Origin of the sequence: Actinomadura madurae, from assembly GCF_047130825.1 — a bacterium.
In the GTDB taxonomy this organism is placed as follows: Bacteria; Actinomycetota; Actinomycetes; order Streptosporangiales; family Streptosporangiaceae; genus Spirillospora; species Spirillospora madurae.
Genome location: NZ_CP083237.1, coordinates 4,665,340 through 4,687,934, shown reverse-complemented (window position 1 = coordinate 4,687,934; position 22,595 = coordinate 4,665,340). Strand labels below are relative to the sequence as shown.

The 22,595-nt window shown below is 73.0% G+C and carries 19 protein-coding genes; 13 read left to right on the top strand and 6 right to left on the bottom strand.

Features of this window, described 5'->3' with window-relative positions; genetic code table 11:
- Positions 1–5 precede the first annotated feature (5 nt).
- A complete protein-coding gene (locus K8Z49_RS21090) occupies positions 6–677 on the bottom strand; it encodes an ATP-binding protein (protein WP_412520415.1) in 672 nt (223 codons plus the stop codon).
- Positions 678–961: 284 nt separating this feature from the next.
- On the opposite strand from K8Z49_RS21090, the gene K8Z49_RS21085 reads away from it, so the two are divergent.
- Positions 962–1,819 (top strand): helix-turn-helix domain-containing protein, encoded by an 858-nt coding sequence (locus K8Z49_RS21085; protein ID WP_412520413.1) that lies wholly within the window; start codon positions 962–964, stop codon positions 1,817–1,819.
- A 4-nt stretch (positions 1,820–1,823) separates the two neighbouring features.
- On the top strand, positions 1,824–2,039 hold the full coding sequence (locus tag K8Z49_RS21080) for a DUF397 domain-containing protein (RefSeq protein WP_412520411.1): 216 nt from the start codon (positions 1,824–1,826) through the stop codon (positions 2,037–2,039).
- Between the two features lie 51 nt (positions 2,040–2,090).
- On the opposite strand, the gene K8Z49_RS21075 is transcribed toward K8Z49_RS21080, so the two are convergent.
- Positions 2,091–2,573, bottom strand: coding sequence for a hypothetical protein (locus K8Z49_RS21075; RefSeq protein ID WP_412520409.1), 483 nt, complete (start codon positions 2,571–2,573; stop codon positions 2,091–2,093).
- Positions 2,574–2,734: 161 nt separating this feature from the next.
- Here K8Z49_RS21075 and K8Z49_RS21070 point away from each other — a divergent pair, with 161 nt between their 5' ends.
- Entirely contained in the window at positions 2,735–3,583 is an 849-nt protein-coding gene (locus K8Z49_RS21070; protein ID WP_412520407.1) for a DNA-3-methyladenine glycosylase family protein, read from the top strand.
- A gap of 288 nt (positions 3,584–3,871) precedes the next feature.
- Positions 3,872–4,816 (top strand): LysR family transcriptional regulator, encoded by a 945-nt coding sequence (locus tag K8Z49_RS21065; protein ID WP_021594347.1) that lies wholly within the window; start codon positions 3,872–3,874, stop codon positions 4,814–4,816.
- Positions 4,817–5,169: 353 nt separating this feature from the next.
- Here the strand turns inward: K8Z49_RS21065 and K8Z49_RS21060 are convergent, their stop codons facing one another.
- From K8Z49_RS21060 to cofD, 3 genes are all read right to left on the bottom strand, one after another.
- Positions 5,170–7,728 carry a bifunctional FO biosynthesis protein CofGH gene (locus K8Z49_RS21060; protein WP_412520405.1) on the bottom strand — a complete coding sequence of 853 codons (2,559 nt, stop codon included), beginning with the start codon at positions 7,726–7,728 and terminating at the stop codon, positions 5,170–5,172.
- 87 nt (positions 7,729–7,815) lie between these two features.
- Positions 7,816–9,102 (bottom strand): coenzyme F420-0:L-glutamate ligase, encoded by a 1,287-nt coding sequence (locus tag K8Z49_RS21055; RefSeq protein ID WP_021594345.1) that lies wholly within the window; start codon positions 9,100–9,102, stop codon positions 7,816–7,818.
- Complete coding sequence (cofD, locus tag K8Z49_RS21050; protein WP_075020715.1) at positions 9,099–10,052, bottom strand: 2-phospho-L-lactate transferase; 954 nt, start codon at positions 10,050–10,052, stop codon at positions 9,099–9,101. Before cofD ends, K8Z49_RS21055 begins: the two co-directional genes overlap by 4 nt.
- A gap of 121 nt (positions 10,053–10,173) precedes the next feature.
- Here cofD and K8Z49_RS21045 point away from each other — a divergent pair, with 121 nt between their 5' ends.
- The 4 genes from K8Z49_RS21045 to K8Z49_RS21030 all read left to right on the top strand — a co-directional run bounded on the left by K8Z49_RS21045 (position 10,174) and on the right by K8Z49_RS21030 (position 16,469).
- Positions 10,174–11,139: a hypothetical protein gene (locus K8Z49_RS21045; protein WP_021594343.1), complete on the top strand. Its 966-nt coding sequence runs from the start codon at positions 10,174–10,176 to the stop codon at positions 11,137–11,139.
- Between the two features lie 236 nt (positions 11,140–11,375).
- Entirely contained in the window at positions 11,376–11,639 is a 264-nt protein-coding gene (locus K8Z49_RS21040; protein WP_021594342.1) for a WhiB family transcriptional regulator, read from the top strand.
- 148 nt (positions 11,640–11,787) lie between these two features.
- Positions 11,788–15,006, top strand: coding sequence for a glycosyltransferase (locus K8Z49_RS21035; RefSeq protein ID WP_412520402.1), 3,219 nt, complete (start codon positions 11,788–11,790; stop codon positions 15,004–15,006).
- On the top strand, positions 15,006–16,469 hold the full coding sequence (locus K8Z49_RS21030) for a DUF5719 family protein (RefSeq protein ID WP_412520400.1): 1,464 nt from the start codon (positions 15,006–15,008) through the stop codon (positions 16,467–16,469). The genes K8Z49_RS21035 and K8Z49_RS21030 overlap by 1 nt, the downstream gene beginning before the upstream one ends.
- Here the strand turns inward: K8Z49_RS21030 and K8Z49_RS21025 are convergent.
- On the bottom strand, positions 16,448–16,885 hold the full coding sequence (locus K8Z49_RS21025) for a metallopeptidase family protein (RefSeq protein ID WP_235206307.1): 438 nt from the start codon (positions 16,883–16,885) through the stop codon (positions 16,448–16,450). The two genes, K8Z49_RS21030 and K8Z49_RS21025, sit on opposite strands and share 22 nt — an antisense overlap.
- A gap of 166 nt (positions 16,886–17,051) precedes the next feature.
- Between K8Z49_RS21025 and K8Z49_RS21020 the strand changes: the two genes are divergently transcribed.
- The 5 genes from K8Z49_RS21020 to K8Z49_RS21000 all read left to right on the top strand — a co-directional run bounded on the left by K8Z49_RS21020 (position 17,052) and on the right by K8Z49_RS21000 (position 22,558).
- Complete coding sequence (locus tag K8Z49_RS21020; protein ID WP_412520398.1) at positions 17,052–18,671, top strand: substrate-binding and VWA domain-containing protein; 1,620 nt, start codon at positions 17,052–17,054, stop codon at positions 18,669–18,671.
- Positions 18,659–19,882 (top strand): sensor histidine kinase, encoded by a 1,224-nt coding sequence (locus tag K8Z49_RS21015; RefSeq protein ID WP_412520396.1) that lies wholly within the window; start codon positions 18,659–18,661, stop codon positions 19,880–19,882. The genes K8Z49_RS21020 and K8Z49_RS21015 overlap by 13 nt, the downstream gene beginning before the upstream one ends.
- On the top strand, positions 19,879–20,556 hold the full coding sequence (locus tag K8Z49_RS21010) for a response regulator (RefSeq protein WP_235206308.1): 678 nt from the start codon (positions 19,879–19,881) through the stop codon (positions 20,554–20,556). Before K8Z49_RS21015 ends, K8Z49_RS21010 begins: the two co-directional genes overlap by 4 nt.
- 111 nt (positions 20,557–20,667) lie before the next feature.
- A complete protein-coding gene (locus K8Z49_RS21005; protein WP_021595992.1) occupies positions 20,668–21,048 on the top strand; it encodes a DUF3499 domain-containing protein in 381 nt (126 codons plus the stop codon).
- A gap of 154 nt (positions 21,049–21,202) precedes the next feature.
- Positions 21,203–22,558 (top strand): phosphomannomutase/phosphoglucomutase, encoded by a 1,356-nt coding sequence (locus tag K8Z49_RS21000; protein WP_021595991.1) that lies wholly within the window; start codon positions 21,203–21,205, stop codon positions 22,556–22,558.
- The last annotated feature ends 37 nt before the right edge of the window (positions 22,559–22,595 follow it).

Genomic DNA, 22,595 nt, shown 5'->3' with positions numbered 1-22,595 from the left:
CTTCATCACGTGTGCGGGGCGGGGACGTAGGCGGGGGTGAGGGTGGTGTCGAGGTGGTGGACGAGGAGTTCGGTGGTCTCCTGGAGGTCGATGAGGGGGCGGCGGAGGTAGCGGCGCGGGGTGGACCACCAGCAGAAGGTGCGGCGGTGGACCCAGACGTTGAGGGTGGGGAGGACGAGGACGGAAAGGCCGTCCTCGGTGGTGCTGCGTTGGCCCTTGAAGCCGCGGCGGGTGAGGTTGAGCAGCAGGTGGTGTGCGGCGGTCCCCGGGTGGACGCGGTGGTGCATGCCGGGCCAGTCGCGCGGGAGCGGTAAGGCGAACCAGACGGTCTTGCCGGGGACGGACGCCGTGTCGACCCGGGAGCGGGTCGGAGTGCTGCCCCAGTCGGCGGTGACTTGGCGGACGAGTTCGAGGCCCTTGCCGTACTCGTCCAGCAGTCCGGCCCCGGAGGTGTGCGGCGTGGTCGATCGCGCCCCGTCGAAGACGGAGACGACGAGCTGCGGGGATGGGACGGTCCGCGCCCAGATCCAGAGTTCTGGTGCAGTGAGTAGCCGGGCGCATCCGGCGTGACGGAGTGCGTTGGTCGCGGTTTCGGACACGGCGAGCTTTCCGTCCTCGATCACGTCCGGGTCGAGCCGCAGTTCGAGCATTGTCTGACGGACGAGGCGACGTGCCATCGCCGGCCCCCTCTCGTCCCCGGGCAGCCGCCACGCGCACAACCCCCCGGTCACCAATCCCCACGCCCCCTTGACCTCCATTGAGGCCCTCCCTCCGCTATGACGATCGCCGCAAGTGATACGGAAAGCGACAAATCAATCACTCATCGTGGTGTGTCTGGGGTCACATGATGCGAGTTTGCAATGAGGTCCGCAACAGTTTTAAGGAAGAAACTAAAGATCATTTCGAGTAGCTTCCTCTGAACAACTTGAGGCGCGACTACGCGGCGGGCATGCTCGGTCACATGACGACCAGGCCACCCAGTGTTCGTGAGCGCCGCCTCGCCAGTGAGTTGCGAAGGCTCAGAGAGTCCACGACGACGCTGAACCTGGAAGAGGCCGCTGAACGGCTCGGTTGGAGCAAGACCAAGCTGTCCAGGATTGAGAACGCGATCCGCAGGGTCACCGTGACCGAGGTTCAGCAGATGTTGACCCTCTATGGCGTGAGTGGGCCCCGATTGGACGGACTCGCCCGCTTCGCTCGCACCGCCAGGCAACGCGGCTGGTGGGACGTCTACGAGAACAGCCTGCCTGCGGACTATGCCACCTACATGGGGCTGGAGGCTGAGGCCGAGTGGCTCAACTCCTACACGATGGGTCTCGTGCACGGCCTGATGCAGACCGAGGACTACACCCACCACGTGGCCAAGTCGATCTTGATGCGCTTTTCTCCGGCCTCAGAAGTCGAGCGTCGCGTGGCGGCCCGCATGGCGCGACAGAAGGCGTGGCTGGAGCGGGAAGATCCTATGCGCCTCTGGACGATCTTGGACGAGACCGCACTCAGGCGGGTCATCGGTGGTTCGGAGGTGATGTGCGCTCAGTACAGACGGATCATCGAGTTGACCGAGCAGCCGAACGTGATGTTCCAGATCATGCCCTTGGCCGCCGGTGGGCATCCCGGAGTCGTGGGCAGCTTCGCCGTTCTGGGCTTCCCCCAACGGTTCACGCCGAACGTGGTGTACGTCGAGAACATGACGAGCGCTCTCTACATCGAGGACGAGAAGGAAGTGCACACGTACTCGCTGGCGTTCGAGCAGATAGCAGCCATGGCGCTGAGCCCCGAGGAGTCGGTGGCTATGCTCGAACAGCTAACGCGACAATGAGCACATGGAGGGGCAAATGTCCAGTCCCCGTCTTCCCCGGACTGTCTTTCGTAAGAGCAGCCACAGCGAGGGTGCGAACGGTTGCGTCGAGACCTGCGTCCGCGACGCGCACCACTTGGTTCGGGACTCGAAGGACCCCGAAGGCGGCGTCCTAACCTTGGATCCGAGTGCCTGGGCGGCGATGGTGGCGCAGATCAAGCGGGGTGCGTGCGACCTCTGAGTCGATCTGAGCGCGCGGCCTACACCGGGGCTGGTTCGGCGTGGGGACCTTCTACCGGTGTATCCCTGTACTGGGAGTCAGGGCGTGGACAGTGGCGTTGGTGGCGGTCACGAAGTGGAGGAGCGCCTGGGCCGACTTCAGAGCGTCCTCGGCGGCCTGTTCCATTGTTTTCGCGTAGTGAATCTCGCCGGTGAGGTCGAATGCGCGCTGCGCCAGCATCAGGATGCGCGGGTCGGTGTAGTACAACCGCACTCCGACGAGGGCCATATGGGCGGACGAGCGGACGCGGAAGGACGCCGAGTGCGCGTCGCGTGCGGCCTGAGTGTCTGGTGATTCGAGGCGCAGGCGGATGTAGGCGAGTTCGACGCGGCGGTAGTAGGGGAGTGCGTTGGCCAGGGCGTCACGGGCCGCCGCTTGTTCCTCTCGGTCCCTTCTCTCGCTGGCTCTTGTTTTGAAATAGGTGAACACGCAGGGGGGAATCGAGATGCTCATCGCGAGGCCGAGCAGAGTTAATAGGGCCTGCGTGGCGCTCATGGGGTCAGTTTGCCAGACGGTGGCAGACTGGGCGCGGCAGCGCGGTCGAGCGAGGGGTGGGTGGGTGGTCGGTGGCTCCGGTGCCGTCCGGTTCGCGTGCGGCCGGGGAGAGGACCGCTGGGCATCTCCCCGGCCGGGTCCGGGAGTGGCGGCCGCCGTGGGTGCTCGATCTCGCGGAGGTGCTGTCGCCGCATCGGCGCGGGTCTCGCGATCCGGCGTTCCGGGTGGAGCGGGACGGGTCGTTCTGGCGGGCGTCCTACACGCCTGACGGGCCGGGGACGCTGCGGCTCCGGTGGGTCGGTGACGTCGTCGAGGCGACGGGGTGGGGGCCCGGGACCGAGTGGCTGCTCGACGGGGTGCCCGAGTTGCTCGGGGCCGATGACGAGCCCGACGGGTTCGTCGCGCGGCATGACGTCGTGCGGGACCAGGTGCTGAGGCGGCCCGGTCTACGGATCGGACGGACGCGGCGGGTGTTCGAGGCGCTCGTCCCGGCCGTGATGGAGCAGAAGGTGCTCGGGCAGGAGGCGTGGCGGGCCTGGGGGTACCTGCTGCGGAAGTTCGGGGAGCCGGCGCCGGGGGCGCCGCACCTGCGGGTTCCGCCGCCGCCCGAGGTGTGGGTCCGGATTCCCTCGTGGGAGTGGCACCGGTCCGGGCTGGAGGCCGTCCGGGCCCGGACGATCATCGGGGCGGCGCGGGTGGCGCGGCGGCTGGAGGAGGAGCCGAGCGAGCGGCGGCTGCGGTCGCTGCCCGGCATCGGGGTCTGGACGGCCGCCGAGATCCGGCAGCGGGCGGCCGGAGATCCCGACGCCGTCTCCGTCGGCGACTACCACCTGCCCGGCCTGGTGGGCTGGGCGCTGGCGGGCCGCAAGGTCGACGACGCCGGGATGCTCGAACTGCTGGAGCCCTACGCCGGTCATCGGTACCGGGTCACCCGGCTGCTGGAATCGTCCGGGAAGCACCCGCCGAGGCGGGGCCCCCGTTTGGCCGTCCGGGACTATCGGTCCTTCTGACCGGGTCCACGTCCGTGCGGCGGCGGAGCCAGAAGTTGTTCGGGGTCCAGTCGAGGCCGTCCCTGCTGTCGGCGCCGAACAGGGGGCCGAGGACGGCGAGGGCGATGATGATGCCGAGCACGTACAGCATGGCTACTTCTTCCTGGGATCGCGGTGGAGGCGTTCCCGCGCGGGGCGATCGGTGGAGCCGGGGTCTCCGTCCCTTCCCGTCGCACCTACAGTTTGACTCCGTCCAACATTCAGGTCCAGCGACGGTTTCTGTAGGGATTGTGTAAGAATCGCTTCACTATGCTGGATCTCGGGCGGTTGCGGGTGCTCCGCGAGCTCAAGATGCGCGGGACGCTCGGGGCCGTCGCCGACGCGCTCGGCTACACCCCGTCGGCCGTGTCGCAGCAGCTCGCGCAGTTACAGCGGGACGTCGGCGTCCCGGTGGTCGAGCGGGCCGGGCGGCGGCTGCGGCTGACGGAGGCGGGCGAGGTGCTCGCCGAGCACGCCGAGGTGCTGCTCGCGCGGGCCAAGCGCGCGGAGGAGGACGCGCTCGCGGCGAGCGGGCGGGTGGCGGGCGTGGTGCGGCTCGTCGGGTTCCAGACCGCGCTGCTGCACGTCCTCGCGCCCGCCCTGCCCCGGCTGGCCGGGAAGTACCCCGACCTCGTGGTGGACGTCCTGGACGAGGAGTTCCACCGGGTCCTCCAGGCGCTGGTGCTCCAGGAGATCGACGTGGTCCTGACCGACGAGTACTCGCACCTCCCGCGCCCGCGCAGGCCGGAGCTGCGGTCCGAGGTGCTGATCACCGAGATGATGCGGGTCGCGCTGCCCGAGGACCATCCGCTCGCGCGGGACGCCGGGGCGGTCCGGATGGCCGACCTCGCCGGGAGCCCGTGGGTGACCGGGCATGTCGGCACCAACCACGCCGACCTGCTCGAACGGACGTGCGTCGAGCTGGGCGGCTTCCGGCCCGAGGTGCGCTACCGGTCCAACGACCTGCTGATCATCTTCGCGATGGTCGCCCAGGGCGGCGCCGTGTGCCTGGTGCCCGACCTCGTGCTCGCCGAGCGGGAGGAGGGCATCGTCGTCCGGGACATCGCCGACGCCCCGGTCGACCGTCGCATGGTGCTGTGGACGCGTGTCGGCGCGGAGGTGCGGCCGTCGGTCGAGGCCGTCCTCCGGGAGCTGCGCCACTCCGCGGATCTGCTGGTCGAGCGGCGGCCCAGCTGCGTCCGCGGCGCTCCCTGATCAGGTCGTCCAGGACGACAGGGCCGCGTCGATCTCCGGGCGGGTGGGGACGCGGAGCGAGCCTCCGGCAGGCTCGCGGACGTCAGCGTGCCGTCGGGTGCACGGAACCCCGCCTCCTGGAGGGTGTCGCGGCCGAGCGCGTCCCACGCTGAAGCGGGACGCCACGTCGCTCAGCGCGGCGCGATCTCCGGCTGCGCGGCGACCGTGATCCGCACCTGCCCGGAACAGGATGCGGGCCCCGGATCAGCCCGGACGCCCAAGCCCCGCCCGCGGCGCCCGACAGCCGCAGCGCCGCGGTCGCCCAGACGGCCGGACGCCGCCAGAACGGGCCCGCCTCGTCGTCCACCCGTCAGTCATACAGGACGGGAAACCGGCGTCAGAGACAGCCTTCCGAAATGGCCGATGCCGTCCGTGCGGCGAGCGGCCTCCAGACGTTCCGCGGGCACCTCGCCATAGAGCGTCGTGCGCTGCCTGGCCGGCCGACCCGCACGCCCTGCGATCGCCTCCAGCTCGCTGATGGGCTTGAAGGAACCGTTCTCCGACCCGGCCATGCGGCTGATGGTCTCTTCCATCAGCGTCCCGCCCAGGTCGTTCACGCCTCCTTGCAGGACGCGCGTACACAGCTCGTCTCCCAACTTCACCCAGGACGTCTGGATGTTGGAGATCGCGCCGTGCAACAGGATGCGCGCCAGGGCATGGACGGCGATGTTCTCCCGCACGGTCGGCCCGGGACGTGCCAGCCCGGCGAGGTAGATGGGCGAGTTGTGGTGGACGAACGGCAGCAGCACGAACTCGCTGAACCCGCCCGTCCGCTCCTGGATGGAGCGCAGCAGCTTGATGTGCGCGACCCAGTGCGCGGGCGTGTCCACATGCCCGTACATCATCGTGGACGTCGTCGGGATCCCGATCTCGTGCGCGGTGGTGACGACCTCCACCCACTGGTCGGCGGGCAGCTTGCCCTTGGTCAGCACCCACCGGACGTCGTCGTCCAGGATCTCGGCGGCCGTCCCGGGCAGCGAGTCGACGCCGGCCTCCTTGGCCGCCACCAGCCACTCCCGGATCGACAGATCGGTCCGGGACGCGCCGTTCACGACCTCCATCGGGCTGTAGGAGTGCAGGTGGATGTCGGGGGCCCGCTTCTTCACCTCGCGGGCCAGGTCGAAGTAGGCCGTGCCGGGCAGATCGGGATGGATGCCGCCCTGCATGCAGATCTCGGTGGCGCCCGCCTCCCACGCCTCGTCCACCCGGTCCCCGACCTGCTCCAGGGACAGCGTGTAGGCGTCGGCGTCCGTGCGGCGCTGCGCGAACGCGCAGAACCGGCAGCCGGTGTAGCAGACGTTCGTGAAGTTGATGTTCCGGGTGACGACGTAGGTGACGTCGTCGCCGACCGTGTCCCGGCGCAGGCCGTCGGCCAGCGAGGCGAGCGCGTCCAGTTCGGGGCCGTCGGCGTGCAGCAGGGCCAGCGCCTCGTCGTCCGACAGCCCGCCCGGGTCCCGCTCGGCGCGCGCGAGAGCGGCCTTGACGTCGGCGTCGAAGCGCGACGGGGCGGTCATGCGGTCGCGCAGCGCGTCCCAGTCGCCGTAGACCTCGTCGAAGTCGTCCCGGCGGTCGCTCGTCCGCCCGGTCGTGTCGATCTCGGTGTGCAGATCGGTCCGCCCGGACGCCTCGAAACCGCCGTCCGGCTCCTGCCAGGCACGGCCCTCCAGGACGGCGTCCTCCCGCGCCAGCCCGGTCGCGGGATCGGCCAGGGCGGCGACGTGCCCGGTCAGCCGCGGGTCCAGCCAGGGCTCACCGCGCCGCACGTACTCGGGGTAGATCGTCAGCCGCTCGCGCAGCGCGAACCCCGCCTCGGCCGTCCGCTCCGCCAGCTCGTCGATCTGCGGCCAGGGACGTTCCGGGTTCACGTGGTCCGGCGTCAGCGGCGACACCCCGCCCCAGTCGTCGATCCCCGCCCGCAGCATCAGCGCGTACTGGTCGGCGACCAGGTTCGGCGGCGCCTGCACCCGCGCCTTCGGGCCGAGGACGAGCCGCGTCACCGCGATCGTGGCGGCCAGCTCGTCCAGCTCGGCGTCCGGCACGCCGCGCATCTTGGTGTCCGGCTTCGCGCGGAAGTTCTGCACGATCACCTCCTGGATCGCGCCGTACTCCCGCATCGTCCGCCGGATCTCGAAGATCGCGTCCGCGCGCTCCTCGACCGTCTCGCCGATGCCGATGAGGATGCCGGTCGTGAACGGCACGTTCGTGCGCCCCGCGTCCTCCAGGACCCGCAGCCGGACGGCCGGGTCCTTGTCCGGCGACCCGAAGTGCGGGCCGCCGCGCTCGCTGAACAGCCGCGTCGCCGTCGTCTCCAGCATCATGCCCATGGACGGTGCGACCGGCTTGAGCCGCTGGAAGTCGCGCCAGGTCAGCACGCCCGGGTTCAGGTGGGGGAGCAGCCCGGTCTCCTCCAGCACCCGGATCGCCATGGCGCGCACGTAGGAGAGCGTGTCGTCGTAGCCGTGCGCGTCCAGCCACTCGCGGGCCTGCTTCCACCGGTCCTCGGGCCGGTCCCCGAGCGTGAACAGCGCCTCCTTGCAGCCCATCTCCGCGCCCCGCCGCGCGATCTCCAGCACCTCGTCCGGGCTGAGGTAGGGCGAGTCCAGCTTGTGGGGGACGGTCGCGAACGTGCAGTATCCGCAGCGGTCCCGGCACAGCCGGGTCAGCGGGATGAACACCTTGCGGCTGTAGGTGATGACGCCGCGGCGGCCCGCGGCGTCCAGGCCGGCGTCCCGGGTGCGGGCCGCGTAGGCGAGCAGCTCGTCGAGCTGCCCCCCGCGCGCCCGCAGCAGTGTGGTGGCCTCGGATCGGTCCAGTGTCTTGCCGTCACGCGCGCGGGCCAGGGCCCGGCGAAGAGCGGAGCTCGTGGCGTCCATGCGGGCACTCTATGCCAATCGTCATAATTCGCACCCCGCCGGGTCCCACAAAAAGGACAGCCAAGGATCTTCAGGAACTATTCCCCGTCAGCGGACCTGGATGAACGTGTCCGGGCTCCGGGGCGGACGCTCGCGCGGCGGCGCGGCCGGGTGGCCGACGCCGACGGCGCCCATCGGGTCCCACTCGTCCGGCAGGTCGAGGACATCACGGACGACGTCACGGCAGAACATCGTGCTCGACACCCAGCACGAGCCGAGGCCTTCCACCGCCAGCTGGACCAGCAGGTTCTCCACGCCCGCGCCCGTCGCGACCACGAACATCTCCCGCTCGGCGCGGGACCGCCGCTCGTCCGGGTAGTCGTGCGACCCGTCCATGACCAGGCACGGGACGACCAGGTACGGCGCCCGGCGCAGCACCTCGCCGCGCCGCAGCCGCTTGGTGATCGACTCCTCGGAGAAGCCGTCCCGCCGCAGGTCGGCCTCCCAGGCGTCGCGCATCGCGTCCAGCAGCCGGGTCCGCGACTGCGCCGACTCCAGCAGGACGAACCGCCACGGCGTCGTGTGGTGCGGCGCGGGTGCGGTGATGGCGGCGGCCACCGCGCGGCGCACCGCCGCCGGGTCGACCGGGTCGGCGGTGAACTCCCGGATCGTCCGCCGGGCGTAGAGCACCTCCGACGGCCCGAACCGGAACATGTCCTCCTCGGGCGGGCGCACCAGCACCCGCGCCCCAGGCCCGTCCTCGCGCGTGACCAGCTCGGACAGCCCGCGCACCACCGCGATCGGCACCCCGTCGAGCTTGCCCTTCACCAGCTCGCCGGCCGCCGCGATCTCGTCGGCGACCGCCGTGATCGTCGCTTCCAGCCGGTTGCCGTAGGCGTCGTCGCGCCCGCGCAGGTCGCTGAGCGGCGCCAGGCCGGCGACGCCGATCGCCGCGTCCGTCAGCCCGTTGCGCCACGGCCGCCCGAGCGTGTCGGAGACGATCACGGCGACCTCGGCCCCGGTCCGCTCCCGCACGCCCGCGCGGATGCGCCGGGCGGAGGCGTCCGGGTCCTCGGGCAGCAGCAGCACCGTGCCGGGCCGGGTGTTGGACGCGTCCACACCCGCCGCGGCCAGGACGAGCCCCTGCCGCGTCTCCACGATCCGGGTCTCGCCGCGCGCGTGCGCCCGCCGGGCCACCACCCGCACGGTCTCGGCCTCGATGGCCTTCTCCCGGTCGTCGGCGACCAGGACCCGCCCCTCCGCCTTGCTGACGATCTTGGACGTGACGACCAGCACGTCGCCGTCCTCGACGGTCCCCGCCGGGATCAGCGCGGCGATGTCGTCGCCCTCGGCGACCTCCGGCATCCCCGGGACACCGAACACCCGCAGGTTCACAGCGCGTCCTCCGCCCGCTTCAGCTCCAGCGCCAGATCCAGCGCCGCCCGCGCGATCGCCGCGGTCTCCTCGGCGTCGCTCATCAGCAGCGGGCGGGACCGCACCTCGATCCCCTCCACCCGCACGTCCGCGTCGGCGTCGTCGACCAGCCACCCGTCCAGCAGCCCGAGACCGTAGTGCTCGGCGACCGCGCGCGCCGACGTCTCCACCCCGATCGCGGTCAGGCACGCGTCCGCCATCCCCCGCACCGGCGCCCCGCCGATGATCGGGGAGACGCCCACCACGGTCTTCGCCGCGACCGCCTCCCGGATGCCGGGCACCGCCAGGATCGTCCCGATGCTCACCACCGGGTTGGACGGCGGGAACAGCACCACGTCCGCCTCCTCGACGGCCGCGACCACCCCCGGCGCGGGCTCGGCGCCCTCCGCCCCGACCGCCGCGATCGACAGGGCCGGGACGGACGCCCGCAGCCGCACCCACCACTCCTGGAAGTGGACGGCCCGCCGTCCCTTCTCGTCCTCGATCACCACGTGCGTCTCGACCTGGTCGTCGGACATCGGGATCAACCGCACGCCGGGCTTCCACCGATCGCACAGCGCCTCGGTGACCGCCGACAGCTTGTAGCCGGCCGCCAGCATCTGCGTCCGGACGATGTGCGTCGCGAAGTCGCGGTCGCCCAGCCCGAACCAGGCGGGCCCGACCCCGTACGCGGCGAGCTCCTCCTTGAGGGTGAACGTCTCGTCCGCCCGCCCCCACCCCTGCTCCTCGTTGATGCCACCGCCGAGCGTGTACATCACGGTGTCGAGGTCGGGACACACCCGCAGACCGAACAGCGAGATGTCGTCCCCGGTATTCCCGATGACAGTGACCTCGGCCTCCGGAGCCGCCCCCCGCAACCCTCGAAGGAACCGAGCCCCGCCAATCCCCCCGGCCAACACCACGATCTTCATGAACAGAACCCTACTGACTCACGGAGGCGCGTCTCCCGAGCAGCACAGGGGTCGCCGCTCCGGGCGACACTGTGCAAAGCTTTGCCGTGTAATCGGATTGCCTCGGTCTGGAGATTTCACCGTGAACAAGGATGCCGTCCAGCGCCTGCGCGAACCGGCCGCCTGGGTCCTGCTCGCCGCGGCAGGTGTGCAGTTGCTCGCGGGGATCATCTCGCTGCTGGGCGGCGGGGGCAGCTTCACCCTGCGCGCGCTCGGCCAGACCAACGACGGCGTGTTCCTCCAGGTGGGGATGGTCGGCCTTGTCGCGCTGGCGATCGCGCTGACGACGTGGGGGCCGACCCCGACGCCGCAGGCCCGGACGATCACCATGGGGGCGCTCGGCGTTCTCGGCGGGACCGCGCTGTTCGGGATCATCTCGTGGCTGGGCGGGATGCTCGCCGACTCCGACTACGCGGGGGCGGTCACCAAGCTGACCTCGTTCCTCCTCGGCGCCGCCGATCTCGCCGTCGTCGGCATCGCGGGATGGTTCGCCTTCACCGTGTTCCAGGGGTTGCAACCGCCGCGTCCGCAGCCGCAGATGCAGCCGGGCTACCCCGACTTCGGCTACCAGCAGGGGCAGCCGGGCCAGCCGGGGCAGCAGTACGGGCAGGCCCAGCAGTACGGCCAGCAGCAGTACCAGCAGTACGGCCAGTACGGGCAGCAGCAGCCGGGCGGCGAGGGGCAGCAGGCCGCGCAGCCCGGGTACGACCAGCAGCAGTACGGGCAGCAGCAGTACGGCCAGCAGGACTACCAGCAGTACGGTGCCCAGGGCGGCTACCAGGCGGGCCAGCAGGGGTACGAGCAGCAGGGGTACGAGCAGCAGGGCTACGGCCAGCAGGGGTACGGGCAGCCGGAGTACGGCCAGCAGGGCCAGCCGCAGGAGGGGCAGCAGCCGGGCGAGCAGGAGGACATGGGCGAGTGGACCCGTGCCTACGGCGGCTCGGGCCAGGAGCAGGACCCGCAGGGGACGCAGCCCGCTCCGCCGCAGGGCGGCGAGCAGGAGGGCGGCGACTGGTACCGGGACAACCGGCCCCCGCCGCCGCAGTGAGCCCGGCACCGCCGCGGTGAGTCCCGCACCGTTACCTCCCGATTAACTGATCTTCATCGGAAGGTCAGCTCGCCCATCCCGGCATAAGCCGTTTTGTCGCCCGGGAATGCCTTCCGGCTTGACGGGGCGCCCGCTACACGCGTGTAATTTCGTCGGTGTAGTTTCAATGCCTTCCCGGGGGAAGGAACCGGAGGGAAGGCATTGACCAGGGGGTTCCACGGGCAGGGAGGTGCGCTGTGAGCGAGGTGGTCATCCCGCTGGCGCACGGCACAGACGGCGAAGAGTTGGGCTGGCAGGAGCGCGCCCTGTGCGCGCAGACGGACCCGGAGGCGTTTTTTCCGGAGAAGGGCGGCTCCACTCGCGAGGCCAAGAAGGTGTGCCGGGCATGCGAGGTGCGTACGGAGTGCCTTGAGTACGCGCTGCAGCACGACGAGCGGTTCGGCATCTGGGGAGGGCTTTCCGAGCGGGAACGCCGCAAGCTGAAGCGCCAGGCGGTCTGACCCGGCGGGCCGCGCCCCGGGATCTTGGGGATCCGGAGCGTGCCCCGCGCGGCCACGCGTACAGTAAGCAGCCGTGCCGGCCTCGGGCCGGCACGGCCGCTGTCATTCTCGTCCCCTGGAACCCGTCGTCTTACAGATCGAGCGACCCTTGGCCCCCACTCTCGATCGCGATGTCGTCACCGCCGTCCTCGTCGCGCATGACGGCGCCCGGTGGCTGCCGGAGACGCTGAAGGCGCTGCTGACGCAGTCGCGTCCGGCTCAGCGCCTCGTGACCGTGGACACCGGAAGCCGCGACCGCGGCCCCGCCGTCCTCAACGAGGTCGTCGGCGACCACGAGATCCTCACGCTGCCCCGCACCACCGGCTACGGCGAGGCCATCGCCGAGGCGCTCCGGCAGGGCGCCGCGTCCGCCCCCGTCCCCGACGACGAGCCGGGGAACCCGCGCACCGAGTGGATCTGGCTGCTGCACGACGACTGCGCGCCCGACCGGGACGCGCTCGACCGGCTGCTGCGGACCGCCGGCACCGACCCCAACGTGGCGGTGCTCGGCCCGAAGGTCCGCGACTGGGACGACCGCCGCGTGCTGCGCGAGCTCGGCGTCTCGGTGGACGCCGCGGGACGCCGCGACACGGGCATCGACCGGGGCGAGTTCGACCAGGGCCAGCACGACGGAGTCCGGGACGTCCTCGCGGTCGGCAGCGCCGGGATGCTGGTCCGCCGCGACGTGTGGGAGCGGCTCGGCGGCTTCGACGTCGAGTACGGCATCTTCCGCGACGACCTCGACTTCTGCTGGCGGGTCCACGCGGCCGGGTACCGGGTCGTGACGGCGTCCGACGCCGTCGTGTACCACGCGGAGGCGTCCCGGCGCGGGCTCCGCGAGATCGGCATGACGGCCGAGCACCCGTCCCGGCGCGACCGCCGGAACGCGATCCACACGCTGCTCGTCAACCAGCCGCTACCCGCGATGCTGCGCGCCCTCGTCCGCAACGTGTGGGCGTCGCTCTTCCACGCCCTGTACCTGGTGATGACGAAGCGGCCGGGCGCGGCCCGCGAGGAGCTGCGGGCGCTCGCCGACGTGCTCCGCGCCCCGGGACGGGTGCGGCGGGCGCGGGCCGCGCGCGTGGAGGGCCGGACGCGCGTGCATCGCAGCATCCGCCGGTTCCAGCCGCGCTGGGTGGTGCTCCGCCGGATCAGCGAGACGTTCTCGGAGTACCTCGCCACCCACGAGCGGGACCGCGAGGAGGAGGACGACCTCACGGCGGACGAGCCGGGCCCGATCCGCCGGTTCCTCGCCCGTCCCGGCGTCATGCTGGTGCTGGCGCTCACCGCCGTCGCGGTCGCCGCCGAGCGCTCCCTGCTCACGGCCGCCGGGCGGCTCGGCGGCGGCGCGCTCGTCCCGGCGTGGGGCGGCGCGAGCGACCTGTGGGCGCAGTACCTGTCCGGCTGGCATCCGGTCGGGCTCGGCAGCGACGCCGGGAGCCCCCCGTACGTCGGGGTCCTCGCCGTGGTGTCCACCTTCCTGTTCGGCAAGCCGTGGCTGGCGGTGTCGATTCTGCTGCTCGGCAGCGTCCCGCTCGCCGGGCTCACCGCCTACCGCGCGTCCCGGCTGCTGGTGGTCGAGGCGCCGCGGACGGGACGGCGGGCCCGCGCGGCCGGCCGCCGCGTCCCGGTGTCGGCCGTCCGGGCCTGGTTCGCGGCCGTGTACGCGCTGCTGCCCGCGGCGACCGGCGCCATCGCGGGCGGGCGGCTCGGGACCGCGGTCGTCCTCGTCCTGCTGCCGCTGATCGCCGTGCACGCCGCCCGCGTCTACGGGTACCCCCGCTCGGAGGCGGCGGCGCTGGACGTGCGGACGCGCCGCAAGCGGGTGGGGCGGGCCGCGTGGACGGTCGCGCTGCTGCTCGCCGTCGCGATGGCGTTCGTCCCCCTCGTCTGGCTGATCGCCGCGCTGGCCGCCGGCGTGGTGTGGGCGGTGCTGGACCGGCCGGGACGGCAGGGACGCCGCCACCTCGCCGTCGCGCTCGGCGTCCCGCCGCTGCTGATGCTCCCGTGGACCGTCGGCCTGCTGCTGCACCCGTCCCGGTTCCTGACGGAGGCGGGCCTGCACCGCCCGTTCGAGCCCGCCACCGCGGCCGGCCTGCTCGCGCTCGACCCGGGCGGGCCGGGCACGCCCGCGCGGTGGGCGCTCGCCGGGCTGCTCGCGGCGGCCGTCCTCGCGCTGCCGCTGCGCAGCCGCCGGGGCCAGGTGCTCGCGGGCTGGCTGCTGGTGGTCTTCGGGCTGCTCCTCGCCGTGCTGACCAGCGCCGCCACCGTCACAAAGGGGGCGGACGCGGCGCCCGTGTGGCCCGGGGCGGCGCTGCTGTTCGCGGGCGCCGGGACGCTGCTCGCCGCGACCGCCGCCGTCCAGCGCGCCACGGAGGCCGCCGCGGGCAGCCACCTGATCTACAAGGCGGGCGGGGTCGCGGTGGTGCTGGTCGCGCTGACGGCGCCGCTGCTGTGCGCCGCGCTCTGGGTGATCGGCGGCGCGAGCGGTCCGCTCGGGAAGACCGACCCCGACACGGTCCCGCAGTTCGTGCACGGTCCCGGCGGGCCGAGGACGCTCGTGCTGCACCGGGAGCCGACGGGCCGGATCTCCTACACGATCCTCCGGGACGCGCGCCCCCGTCTGGGGGAGTCGGAGGTCGGCGACGGCGGGCGGGCCCACGACCGCCTGGACGACCTCGTCGCCGGCCTGGCCGCCGGGCGCGAGGGCGACGACGGGACGGCGCTGAGCCGGATGGGCGTCCAGTACCTCCTGGTGCCGTACCCCGCCCGGGACCCGCTCACCAAGGTCCTGGACGCCTCGCCCGAGCTGACCCGGCTCAGCCGCACCGGCACGTTCGCCGTCTGGCGGCTCCAGGCGCCGTCCGGCCGGCTGATGCTCGTGCAGGGATCGACGCTCACGCCCCTTCCGGCGGGACGGATCGACGCCCGCGTGCGGATCCCGGCGGGGACGGGCGCCCGTACCCTCCTCCTGGCCGAGCCGGCCGACGGCGGATGGCGGGCCACGCTGGACGGCAAGGACCTCAAGGCACGCACGGTGGACGGCTGGGCGCAGGGGTACGCGCTCCCCGCCGCGGGAGGCACGTTCGAGCTGACCCGCTCGATGACGATGCGGCACATCTGGGTCGTCGTCCAGGGCATCGCCGTCCTGCTCGTGGCCGTCCTCGCCCTGCCCGGCGCCCAGGCCGACACCTTGATGCTCACCGGTGAGCGGGAACGCGGCCGCCGCGGACGGCGAGGACGCCGCCGCGGGTACCGTCCCCGGATTCGTCACGAGGCGCCGCCCAAGGAGCCCGTGAAAGAGCCCAGCCCCGAGGAGGTGGCCTGATGGAGAAGGTCGTGCGGCTCCTCGGGATGCGCTACGCCACGGCCGCCCTGATGCTGGTCGCCGTCGCCGCCCTGTACGGGGCGGCGTCCTTCTCCCGTCCGGGCGAGGCGTCCGGGGAGGGCCGCGAGGCACCGGTCACGAACGCCGTGATGGTCTGCCCGGGGCACGAGGGCGGGCGGCTCGCCGTGCAGTCCCTCCCGCAGAAGAAGCGCGGCGGCCGCGTCGCCATGGCGCCGACCACGGGCGGCTCGGAGCTGGCGTCCATGACCTCGCCCGGCCAGGGCTGGGACGAGGACACCGAGTCCGGGAAGGACTCCTTCACGCTCCGCGCCACCGGCGCCATCGCGGGCGGGCTGGAGGCCGAGCAGACCACCCACTGGGGCGGCGGCCCGGACCGGGGCCTCGCCGGCGCCCGCTGCGGCCGCCCCGGCACCGACCTGTGGTTCATGGGCCCGGGACCGGCCTCCGCCGACGAGCTCGACCTGTACCTGACCAATGTCGACTCCCAGCCCGCGTCGGTCGACCTCACCGCCCTCTCGGGCGAGGGGCCGCTCGACACCACCGAGGGCCGCGGCACGCCGGTCGAGCCGTACACCACGAAGATCGTCCGGATCGGCGGGTCGGCCGAGGGGCTCGGCGACATCGTGAAGACCGCCGCCGACCTCGCGCTGCGCGTGCACACCTCCAGCGGCCGGGTGGCCGCGTCGCTGCGCGCCCGGATCGGCGAGGGGAAGGGCATCGAGTGGGTGCCGCAGTCGCCCGCGCCCGCGACGTCCCTCCTGGTGCCCGGCGTGCCGGAGGGCTCCGGCAAGCGCCGCCTGCTGGTGGCGGTGCCCGGCGAGGCCGACGCCCGGATCACCGTGCGGGTGATCACCGCGGAGGGCTCGTTCGCCCCGCAGGGCCAGGACATCCTGGACGCGCCGGGCAGGAGCGTGACCGCGGTCGCCCTCGACGCCGCCCTGTCGGGCCGGACCGCGAGCGTCCGGCTCACCGCCGACCGCCCGATCCTCGCGGGCTTCGCCGCCGAGCGGGGCGCCGACGTCGCCTACGGCACCGCCACGCCGCCGCTGCGCTCGTCCGGGCCGGGCGTCGTCGCCGACAACCGGTTCGACGCGTCCGTCGTCCTGACGGCCCCGGCCGGAGCGGCGACCGTGCGGGTCGCCACGATGAACGCGCAGGGAGCCGGCGCCCCCCAGGAGGTCCAGGTCCCGGCCGGCCGGACGGTCGAGGCCGAGCTGGCCGCGCCCGGCGGAGCCGGCGGGGACACCGCCTTCGGCGCCGTGCTCACACCGCAGCCCGGATCGGGGCCCGTCCACGCCTCCCGCACGCTCGCCAAGGGCAAGGGCGACGGCTACCTGTTCACGGTGCTGCCGATCGTGCCCGCCCCCACGACGCTCCGCCTGCCGGGCACCGCCGACTCCCAGGGCGCCCTGATCCCGGATCAGTCGTCCGGGCCGTCGTAGCTCGGGTCGACGGACTCGGGGGACAGGCCGAGCAGGTCGGCGACCTCCTCGACCAGCAGGTCGCGGATCAGGTGGGTGAGCTCGGCCTCGCCGTTCGCGCGGGCCTCGACGGGACGCCGGAAGACGACGATCCGCACCGCCCGGTCGCGGGCGGACGGGGGCGGCACCACGGTCTTGCCGAGCGGGACCGGGCCGTCGAACCACGGCTCGACGGTGGGAACCTCCTCGACCGTGAACTCCACCCGGGCCAGCTCCCGGCCCCAGCGCGCGCCGAGCCGCCGGACCTCGTCGTCCACGAGGTCGGCGAACCGTTCCGCCCGGGTTCGCGAGACCGGCGCCTGCGGGGGTGTCAGAGGACCGCGGAGGCCACGACCGTGCCGGTCGCGGCGCCGCACGCCTGCCACACGGGATCGCACGCCTCAAGAGTACCTCCGCCGGTGCGGCGGCCCCCGCAGCAGGCTGGTCCGCGATACCTCGCACAACGGCTCATTTATGTCCCTCTGTTGTGAAAAGAGTGGTTACAGTGGCGAGGAAATGGCTCCCAGGCCCGTGCGGCCGCTGGTGCATGAAGGGCCGGTTTCCGTGAATCCCCTGTTCCGGCATGCGCGCCGGAGCCGCGACCAGGTCACCGTCGCCGCGGCCATGGCCCTCGCCGTGGGGCTCCTGCTCGGGGGCGGCGGCTGGGCCCTCGCGATGCGCGACACCGGCTGCGACGGGACGCGCCAATGGCTGTCGGTCACCGCCGACCCCGCGGTCGCGCCGGTCGCCCTGTCCGCCGCCGACCGGTTCAACGCCGACCGGCGCAGCGCGGGGGAGTGCGCGTCGGTGCGGGTCGTCGCCGGAGACTCGGGCGAGACCGCGGGCGTCTTCCGCGCGGCCCGCGGCACCCCGGACGTCTGGATCCCCGACTCGTCCCTCTGGCCGGACCTGGTGGGACGGACGGCCGCCGGAAAGGCGCCGTCGGTCGCGTCGTCCCCGATCGTGTTCGCGGTGTCCACGGCCACGGCGAGCCGGTACCGGACGGAGCTGGAGCGTCAGTCCTGGAACGCCTTCCAGGAACGCCGGAACGCGCCGGGCTTCCAGCTCAGGCTGCCCGACCCCGTGCGCACCGGTTCGGGCATGGCGTCGCTGCTCGCCATCCAGGCGTCCGCCGGGAGCGGCAAGGGGGCCCTCGACCGGTTCACCGCCGTGCTGCGCACCGCCACGACCCTCCCGAACGGGCAAGGCGCGGAAAGCGTGTTCAGCGGCCAGAGCGAGGCCGCGTCGACTGTCGCCGTCGTCCCGGAGCAGGTCGTCCTCCAGCACGACAAGGGCGGCGCGGAGCAGATCACCGCCGTCTACCCCCGCGCGGGTACGCCCTATCTCGACTTCCCGTACGTCGTCGCCACGACCGACGCCAAGCGGAAACGCGTCGCGGACGGCTTCCTGGCGGAGCTGCGGTCGGCCCGCACCGCCGGTGACCTCAAGCGCGCCGGGCTGCGCGGCCCCGGCCGGCGGACGCCGCGCCCGCTGCCGGTGGTCCGCCCTGGTGCGGCAGCCGGCATCCAGGAGACATGGCGCAAGCTCGGGCAGGGCCTGAACGCCATCGCGCTCATCGACCCCTCGCACGGCGGCACCCCGATGCCCGGCACGTCCGGGACGCGCCTCGACGCGATGCTGAAGGCCCTCTCCACGGGCTTCACGCTCGTCCCGGACGACGCGTCCTTCGGTCTCTGGACGCTCACCGGCGTCCCCGGCCGCCCCTACCGGCAGATCAACGCGATGGGCGAGCTGGGCGCCCGCACCCGGAACGGCGGCAACCAGCGCCTCAATCTCCAGGAGGCGCTCAAGCACATCGAGCCGAGGCAGGGCGAGACCGCCGGGCTGTTCGCCGCGATCCGCGCCGCCTACGGCGAGGTCGAACGCAACTACGAGAAGGACAGGCTCAACGTGGTCCTCGTCCTCACCGCGGGAGGGCCGCGCGGCACCGAGCGAACACAGATCGCCCGAACGGTGGAGAAGTTGAAGGGGGCCTTCGACGCGCGGCGCCCGGTGAGCGTCATCGTTCTCGGGTTCGGCGCCGAGGCGGCCCCCGCGCTGCGGAAGGTCGCGGCCGTCACCGACGGCGGCGCCTACAAGATCGACAACCCGGGGACGGTGATGCGGCTCTTCCTGCGCTCCGACCAGCTCCGCGTCTGCGACGCGCCCCGGTGTCCGGACTAGCCGGGAGCGGGCCGGCGACGACCCGGCTCGCCGTCACGTTCCGGCTGCTCCTCCTGCTGCGCGGGCTGCTGCTCGCCATGGCCGTCGTCCTGCACGGGGGCGGGCTCACCCGGAACCTCGCGGTCGCGGTCGCGCTGCTCGGCGCCGAGACCGCCGTCGCGCTCGCCGCGTGGCGGCCCGTGCTGCGGCTCGTCCGGCGGCTGCCCCTGGCCTGCTGCCTGGACGCCGTGCTCGTCTTCGCCGTCCTCGTGCAGGGCGGCGTCTTCGGGCCGTTCTTCCTGTTCACGGTGATGACGGCCGCGATGGCCGGCGTCCTGTACGCGTGGGGGCCGGTGCTGCTGGTGTGCACCGCGCAGGTCGCGCTGTGCTTCGCCGCCATGGGCACCGCGCCGCCCGCCGAACGGCACGATCCCGGCCTCCTCATCGCCCTGCCCGTCTTCTACCCGCTCGCCGCCTGCGCCGGCGTCGCCCTGCGGATCCTGTTCGACCAGTACGCCGAGGCGGAGGAGGCGCGCCGCCGCGGGGAGGCCGCCCTCGCCGCGGCCGAGGAGCGCACCCGGCTGGCCCGCGAGATGCACGACTCGCTCGCCAAGACCCTGCAGGGCATCACGATGTCGGCGGCGGCGCTGCCCGCCTGGATCCGCACCTCCCCCGACCGGGCCGAACGCGACGCCCGCGCCATCCTGTCCGCGCTGCACGTGGCCGCCCGGGAGGCCCGCGGGCTGATCGCCGACCTGCGGGAGGAGGCCTACGGGCTGCCGCTGCCCGCCGCGGTCGCCCACATGGCCGAGCAGTGGAGCGAGACCGTCGGGGTCCCCGTCGACATCTCCTCCGGAGAATCACCCGGCGATGACATTCCGGTGGCCGTCCGTTACGAGATCGTCTCGGTTCTGAAGGAGGCGCTGACCAACGTGGAACGCCATGCGCGGGCCGGCCGCGTGGACGTCCGGCTGACCCGGTCGGCGGACGGGCTGGAGCTGTCCGTCCGCGACGACGGCGCCGGGTTCGTCCCGCCGGAGGGCGGGCGGTTCGACCTGCTCGCCCGCGACGGCCACTACGGCGTCGTCGGCATGGCCGAACGCGCCCGGCGCGCCGGCGGGCGCCTGTGCCTGCGCTCGGCCCCCGGGCGCGGCACCACCGTCACCGTGACCGTCCCGTACGCGTCGCGGCCCGCCGCGGACGCCTCCGGAGCGGTGGAGCACGCCCCGTGAGCGGCCCTGTGAACGGCCCTGTGAACGGCCCTGTGAGCGGCGGGGTGCGCGTCCTCGTGGTGGACGACAACCCGGTCGTCCGCGCCGGCCTGGTGAGCCTCCTGGAGGGCGGCGGGGTGGTCGTAGCCGGCGAGGCCGTCGACGGGACCCACGCCCTGGAGCAGGCGAGGCTGCTGCGCCCCGATCTCGTCCTGCTGGACGTGCGGATGCCCGGCGTGGACGGCGTCGCCGCCGCCGGGCCGCTCAGCGCCGTCGCGAAGGTCCTGATGCTGTCCTACGACACCGACGCGGACGTGATCGGCCGGGCCATCCGCAACGGCGCGTCCGGCTACCTGGTGCACGGGGCGTTCACCGTGGACGAGCTGGTCGCCGCCGTCCGCGACACCGTGGCCGAGCGCGCCAGCCCGCTGTCGCCGCACGCGAGCCGCGCCGTCGTCGAGGCGCTGCGGGCCGAGCCCGTCCCCGCGCCGCCCGTCCGCGACGATCCCGGCCTGTCCCCGCGCGAGGCCCAGGTGATGGACCTCATCGCCCAGGGACGGTCCAACGGGGAGATCGCGCAGGCCCTCGTGGTGTCGGAGTACACGGTGAAGAACCACGTCAACCGCATCTTCGCGAAGCTCCAGGTGCGCACCCGGGGCGCGGCCATCGCCCGCTGGCTGGGCACCGCACGGTAGGGGTTCGGGACCATACGGAATGTAGTTGTTACCCCGGAAATCGACCGGTAACGGCGACACGTGCGCCGGGGTGGTGGCGGAGCCGGGTGGGGGGAGGTACGGTCAGCCATCGTGAGCCCCGTCCGCACCTGCTCCCGCACCGCCTGCAAGGCGCCCGCAGTGTTCACGCTCACGTACGTCTACCGCGACTCCACCGCGGTCCTGGGGCCGCTCGCCACGTACGCCGAGCCGCACTGCTACGACCTGTGCGCGGAGCACTCCGAACGGCTCACCGCCCCGATGGGGTGGGAACTGGTGCGGCTCCCCGTCGAGGAGGAGTCCGAGCCCAGCGCCGACGACCTGGAGGCGCTCGCCGACGCCGTCCGCGAGGCCGCCAGGCCCGCCCCCGGGTCCGGTCAGGAGCCGGTCGGCCAGGGCACCGAGGTCGGCCGCCGCGGGCACCTGCGGGTGCTGCGCTCCGAACCCGCGGGAACCCAGCCCGGCCAGGAGTAAGGCCCCGCCCCGCTCCGGCCCGCCGACCCCGCGCCCTGACCCCGCCACCTGACCCCGCCACCTGACACGGCGTCGAGGCCGGTGGCGCCCGCCCTTCCCGGTAGGCTCGTGAACCCGTCGTTTTCCGCAGGGGTCTTTCGGACAGGGAGCAGGAGTGGGCGACCTCGCCACGATCTTCAAGGCGTACGACATCCGCGGCGTCGTGCCGGACGAGCTCGACCCCGCGGTCGCCGAGGCGGCCGGCGCGGCGTTCGTCCGGGTCACCGAGGCGGACGCGGTCGTCACCGCGCACGACATGCGCGCGTCGTCCGGCCCGCTGGCGGCGGCGTTCGCGCGCGGCGCGACGTCCCAGGGCGCGGACGTGATCGAGGCCGGGCTCGGGTCCACCGACCTGCTCTACTACGCCAGCGGCAGCCTCGGCCTCCCCGGCGCGATGTTCACCGCCAGCCACAACCCCGCCCGGTACAACGGGCTCAAGCTCTGCCGGTCCGGCGCCCGGCCGGTCGGCCGCGACACCGGGCTCACCGAGATCCGCGAGATGATCGAGAACGGCGTCCCCGCCTACGACGGGGAGCCCGGCACCGTGTCGCAGCGGGACGTCCTCAAGGGCTACGCCGAGCACCTGAAGACCCTGGTCGACCTGTCGACGATCCGCCGGCTCAAGGTCGTCGTCGACGCGGGCAACGGCATGGGCGGGCACACCGTCCCCTCGGTCTTCGAGGGCCTGCCGATCGACCTGGTGCCGCTCTACTTCGAGCTGGACGGCACCTTCCCCAACCACGAGGCCAACCCGATCGAGCCGGAGAACCTGCGCGACCTGCAGGCCAAGGTCCGCGAGACCGGCGCCGACATCGGCCTGGCCTTCGACGGCGACGCCGACCGCTGCTTCGTCGTGGACGAGCGCGGCGAGATCGTCGCCCCGTCCGCGATCACCGCGCTGGTCGCGACGCGGGAGCTGGCCAAGCACCCCGGCTCCCCGATCGTGCACAACCTGATCACGTCCAAGGCCGTCCCGGAGATCGTCGCCGAGCACGGCGGCACCCCGGTCCGGACGCGGGTCGGGCACTCCTTCATCAAGCAGACGATGGCGGAGACGGGCGCGGTCTTCGGCGGCGAGCACTCCGCGCACTTCTACTTCCGCGACTTCTGGTTCGCCGACTCCGGCATGCTGGCGGCCCTGCACGTCCTCGCCGCCCTCGGGGAGCAGGACGGCCCGCTGTCGGAGCTGCTCGGCGAGTACACCCGCTACGTCGCGTCCGGCGAGATCAACAGCGAGGTCGCCGACCAGGGCGCGGCCACCGCCGCGGTGCGCGACGCCTTCGCCGGGCGGCCCGGCGCCGCGATCGACGAGCTGGACGGGCTGACCGTGAGCGACGAGGCCGCCGGCTGGTGGTTCAACCTGCGGCCGTCCAACACCGAACCGCTGCTGCGCCTCAACGCGGAGGCCGGCGACGAGCGCACGATGGCGGCGATCCGCGACGAGGTCCTGGCCCTGGTCAGGGCGAACTGACCCGGTCAGGGAAAAGCGACTGCAAGGGAGATGTGAC